General features: G+C 75.5%; 5 protein-coding genes. 1 reads left to right on the top strand and 4 read right to left on the bottom strand.

Annotation, left to right across the window (positions count from 1 at the left end):
• Together DQW06_RS07455 and DQW06_RS07450 are read right to left on the bottom strand one after the other, a co-directional pair.
• Positions 1-882 (bottom strand): DMT family transporter (locus DQW06_RS07455; RefSeq protein WP_117198199.1); only part of this gene is annotated, 882 nt, incomplete at its 3' end.
• Between the two features lie 366 nt (positions 883-1,248).
• On the bottom strand, positions 1,249-1,776 hold the full coding sequence (locus DQW06_RS07450) for a GNAT family N-acetyltransferase (RefSeq protein WP_013153071.1): 528 nt from the start codon (positions 1,774-1,776) through the stop codon (positions 1,249-1,251).
• A 32-nt stretch (positions 1,777-1,808) separates the two neighbouring features.
• On the opposite strand from DQW06_RS07450, the gene DQW06_RS07445 reads away from it, so the two are divergent.
• Positions 1,809-2,372, top strand: coding sequence for an XRE family transcriptional regulator (locus DQW06_RS07445; RefSeq protein ID WP_013153072.1), 564 nt, complete (start codon positions 1,809-1,811; stop codon positions 2,370-2,372).
• A gap of 207 nt (positions 2,373-2,579) precedes the next feature.
• Here DQW06_RS07445 and DQW06_RS07440 read toward each other — a convergent pair whose 3' ends face one another.
• Positions 2,580-3,413, bottom strand: coding sequence for a phosphotransferase (locus tag DQW06_RS07440; RefSeq protein WP_013153073.1), 834 nt, complete (start codon positions 3,411-3,413; stop codon positions 2,580-2,582).
• A gap of 118 nt (positions 3,414-3,531) precedes the next feature.
• Entirely contained in the window at positions 3,532-4,578 is a 1,047-nt protein-coding gene (locus DQW06_RS07435) for a Gfo/Idh/MocA family protein (protein WP_117198198.1), read from the bottom strand.
• Positions 4,579-4,702 lie beyond the last annotated feature (124 nt).

Raw genomic sequence — 4,702 nt, 5'->3', positions numbered from 1 at the left:
GACGAGGGCGCCCGCGACGATGACGGCGGCGCCGACGGCCTGCACGGGGGTGAGCGCCTCACCCAGCAGCGCCCAGGCCAGCACGATCGCGGTGACCACCTCCAGGTAAGCGACCGCCCCGGCGACCTGCGGGGACAGTCGCCGGACCGCCGAGATTCCGAGGAAGTAGGCGAGCGCGGTGCACACCAGGCCCAGCCACAGGGCGGCCGCCCAGCCGGGGAAGGAGAACCCGCCGAGCGCGACCGGGTCGGCGAGCATGTGCCAGGGCAGCGTCCAGGGCCGGGCCAGGACGCCCAGCAGCGCCGCGGCGACCAGGGAGCCGAAGGCCACCACGGCCAGCGGGTGGGTGTCCTCGCCCATGCTGTCCGAGAGCAGGAAGAAGACGGCCTGCGCCGCGGCGGCTCCCAGCGCCAGCCCGACGCCGACCGCGTCCAGGCGCACGCCCGCCCACACCTCCAGCAGCAGGCCGAGCCCGGCCACGGCCAGGACCACGCCGACCACGGCGGCGGGGGAGACCCGGGTGCGGCGCACCACGCGCAGCCACAGCAGGACCAGGACCGGACCGAGGAACTCGATGAGCAGGGCGATGCCCACGGGGATGCGCGCGATGGAGGCGAAGTACAGCGCCTGGACCCCGGCCATCGGGAAGACGCCGTAGGCCAGCACCAGCAGCGGGCGGCGGCGGGCGGTGCGCCAGTGGGTCAGGGCCACGGGCAACAGCAGCAGCGCCGCACCGGCCACGCGCAGCCAGGTGACGTGGAGGGAGTCCATCCCCGCGTCCAGCAGGGGGCGGGCGAAGACGCCCGAACCGCCGAAGGCGAGTGCCGAGGCGAGCGCGAAGGCCAGCCCCGAGCTCCGGTGGCGCGCGGGTGGGACGGACACGGCGGTGCTCCCGGGGGATGGTGGGGACATGGGACCGTTGACGAGCATACGGCCGGGATCCGACGGAGGTTTCGTGCGGCGGGGTGGCCTCCGGCGGCGAGCGCCGTGCGCGGGGGCGTTCACGACCGGCAGCGGACACGGGAGGCGCTTGGGCACGGGCTCCTTCGGCTGTCTGCTGGCGCCGGGAGCGGACACGGGGTCGCGCCTCCCGCCGCGGGCACGAACCGCGTGGGGGTCGCACCCCTTCGGCGCGGGCTCCCATGGCTGTCGACCGTGCCGGGGACGAACAGGCGGCTGCTTCCCTCCCGGGTTGTCGGGCGACGGCGGCTCCGCTCCGACCTGCGCGCGCCCGCTGCCGCGACGGCCTCAGCCCTGTGCGGGGGTGAGGCCGATCTGGGCCCAGGCGACGTCGTGCCAGGCGTCGAACTTGCGGCCCACCCGGCGCATGACGCCCACGTCCTCGAAACCCAGGGAGCGGTGCAGGCCCAGGCTGGCCTCGTTGGGCAGGGTCATGCACGCGACGGCGGTGCGCATGCCGCGTTCGGCCAGACGGGGCAGCAGCTCCCGGTACAGGGCGCGGCCCGCGCCGGTGCGCCTGCGGCCCATCGCCAGGTAGACGCTGACCTCGCACGACCACCGGTAGGCGTCGCGGGTGCGGAAGGGTCCGCCGTAGGCGTAGCCGACGACCCCGTCGGCGTCCTCCAGCACGATCCAGGCGTGCCGCCGCTGGGCCGCGGCGATCCGTTCGGCCATCTGCTCGGCGGTGGGCGGCTCGTACTCGAAGGTGATCGCGGTGTCGGTGACGTAGGGGGAGTAGATCGCCGCGCACGCCGGGGCGTCCGCGGGGGTCGCGTCGCGGACAGTGAGGGTCGGCATCGAAGTCATGTCGACCATGGTATTCAGTCGTGCTCCCTATAGTGAACGTCATGAGCGACACACTGGGAACGGCCCTGGCCTCGACCCTGCGAGAGCTGCGCCGGGCCCGCGGACTGAGCGGAGGGGCGCTGGCCGAGCTGTCCGGTGTCTCCCGGGGCATGATCAGCCGGATCGAGAACGGCGAGGCCCAGCCCACCGCCTCCCTGCTGGGGCGGCTCGCCGCCGCGCTCGGCATCACCCTGTCGGAGCTGATCGCGCGCGCCGAGCAGGGCGACCGCCGCCTGGTACGCGCGCGCGAGCAGCCCGTGTGGACCGATCCCGGGACGGGATACCGGAGGCGCGCGGTCTCGCCCGCGTCCGGCGGCCCGATCGAACTGGTGGAGGTGGAGCTGCCGCCGGGGGCGCGGGTGGGCTTCCCCGCGCAGGCCTACGCCCTCACCCACCACCAGATCTGGGTGCTGGAGGGCACGCTCGCCTTCCGAGAGGGCGGTGTGGAGCACGTGCTGGAACGGGGCGACTGCCTGCACCTGGGCCCGCCCGAGCCGTGCGAGTTCCACAACCCGACCGGTGCGGACTGCCGGTACCTGGTGGTCATCTCCCGGCGCGGAGCCTGAGGCCGCGGACGGGCCCGGGCGCGCCTCGGGACCGGTGCCGGTGACCGCACGGGGGAGGCCGCGCCGCGTTCGAGGCCGTCCCGGAGGAGGCGAAGGCCCGATCGGAGCAGGAGGACCGGGTGCCGGGGCGGGCACGAGCGCTCCCGGCACCCCGGGGCTCGGCCGTACGCCCCGCCCGCGGGACCAGGGAGCCGTCAGACCCCCGGCTCAGGACACCAGCGCTCCGACGAACACCGCGCGCTGGTCGGCCAGCCAGGCCTGGCGGCGGTCCCAGCGCTCCCACCCGCCCGTCCGCTCCAGGTCGCGGGCGAACAGGCCGTCACCGTTCTCGACCCGCTCGGCCACGAAGACGCGGGCGACGGCCGTGTACTCCTCGACCGTCCCCGGCAGGGCGCGGCGGTCCTCGGGGGAGAGCCCGTAGGCGTCGGCGAGGAGGCGCAGCCGGTGCGCGACGTCGCTCCCCTCGTGCGGGGTCCCGGCGGCCGAGACCGGGTCGAGCGCGGGCACCAGGTAGTAGGCCAGTGCCGCCACGTCCCAGACGGGGCGGCCCGGCGCGGCCAGGTCGAAGTCGATCAGGGCCGTGGCCCGGCCGCGGCGGAAGACGATGTTCTCCAGGCAGGGGTCGTTGTGGCACAGGATGGGACCGCCCTCGGGATCGGCCATCCCGGTGGAGCCGGTGTTCCAGGCGGCCGAGGCGTCCACGGGCACGCGTGCGGCGGCGTCGTGGTAAAGGCGCAGCAGTTCGGCGCACGAGCGCAGGGTGTGTTCGGTGAACGCCCAGTCGGGGAACGGCGGGAGGGCGACGTCCCCCTCCACGAAGGTCAGCTCCTCCCGGCCGTCGTCGCGCAGCCGCAGCGGCACCGGAGCGCCCCTGAATCCGCTCTCGCCCAGGGCGCGAAGGTGGGCGTGGATGGCGGGCGCGGCGGGTGTCGCGGTGCGCACGACGTGGCCGCCGTACCGGAACACCGTGGTCATCATGCCGCCGGCCAGCCGCTTCCCCCTGTTGTCGGTGCCGCTGTCGGTGTCGGTCGGATGGGTCATCGCTCTCCTCGGCGTCGAGGACCTGCGGCGGCGGGTCCACTCCGAAACTAGTGCCAGGAACCGTCCGAGGGGAGGCCGCGCCGCGTCACAGGTCGCCCCGGAGCGGGAAAGAGTCCGATCACAGCGGCGGAACCGGGACCGGACACGACCCCCGGGCCAGCGACTCGGCCCCGGCCACCCCGACCAGGGAGGCCGCCACGGCCGCGCGCACCGGCACCAGCGGCTCGGCGCCGTGCTCGACGGTGTCGCGAAAGCCCCGCAGCAGGCGCACCGTGCCCTCGGCCCCGCGTTCCACGGGCTCGCCGTCCAGCGACAGCGCGGGCGGGACGCGTTCCTCCTCGTGGGCGTCGCCGTCGGGGCGGGTCCACCCCTCGTGGCGCACGCGCACCGACCAGGCGCGCTCTCCCCGCGCCCGCACCGACTCGGCCAGCCCGCGGGTGCCGCGCACCGACACCCAGCTCCAGTGGCTGTCGGGTTCGCCCTGGAGGAAGCCGTTGCGGGTGACGGCCAGGGCGCCCGTGGACAGGCGCACCACCATGGTGCTGGCCTGGCGTGGCGCGGCCTCGTCCACGGTGAACGCGCTGACCTCCACCGGGTGCGCACCGGTGATCGCCAGGATCGGTGACAGGGAGTGGGTGCAGTAGGCGGTGGGGGCGATGCGCCCGCGCCAGTGGGCGGGGTCGCCGGTCAGCCCGGCGACGCCCTCGGGGGACATGCCGTGCAGGTAGTCGGCCTCGATGAGGCTGATCCGGCCCAGTTCGCCCGCCCGGACGGCCTCGCGGACGAGCAGCACGTGCGGGTGGAGGGTGTAGTTCTCGGCCAGGGAGTAGGACGCCGACGAGCGGTCGGCCGCCGCGACCAGCGCCCTCGCCTCGGCCTCGTCGGCGCACGCGGCGGTCTCGGAGAGCACGTGGACGCCGCGGTCGAGGAAGGCCAGGGCCAGGGGCGCGTGGGCGTCGAAGTCGTTGGCCAGAATGACCCCGTCCAGGTCCTGGTCGAGCAGGTCCCGCCAGCGGTCGGTGAGGATCGCGCCTGGCAGCCGCTCGCGGGCCGCGGCGTGCAGGGAGGGGTCGCGGTCGCAGGCCGCCACCACGTCCATGCCCAGTCTGGCGGCCCACACCGCCAGGTGCAGGCCCATCCCCAGTCCCACCACTCCCACGCGCATAGGGGCATCATCGTCCCCGGGCGGTCGCGGGGCAAAGGGATTACGCCGCACGCGCGGTCCGGGGGCGGGCCCCGCGCCCCGTGTGGCCCGCCCCGCCGCCCCGTGGCGGGGCGGGCGGGCCCCC

The sequence above is a fragment of the Nocardiopsis sp. TNDT3 genome, from assembly GCF_003427465.1.
Classification (GTDB): Bacteria; Actinomycetota; Actinomycetes; order Streptosporangiales; family Streptosporangiaceae; genus Nocardiopsis; species Nocardiopsis dassonvillei.
Note: the sequence above shows the minus strand (reverse complement) of the source record. Positions and strands in the feature narration are given on the sequence as shown.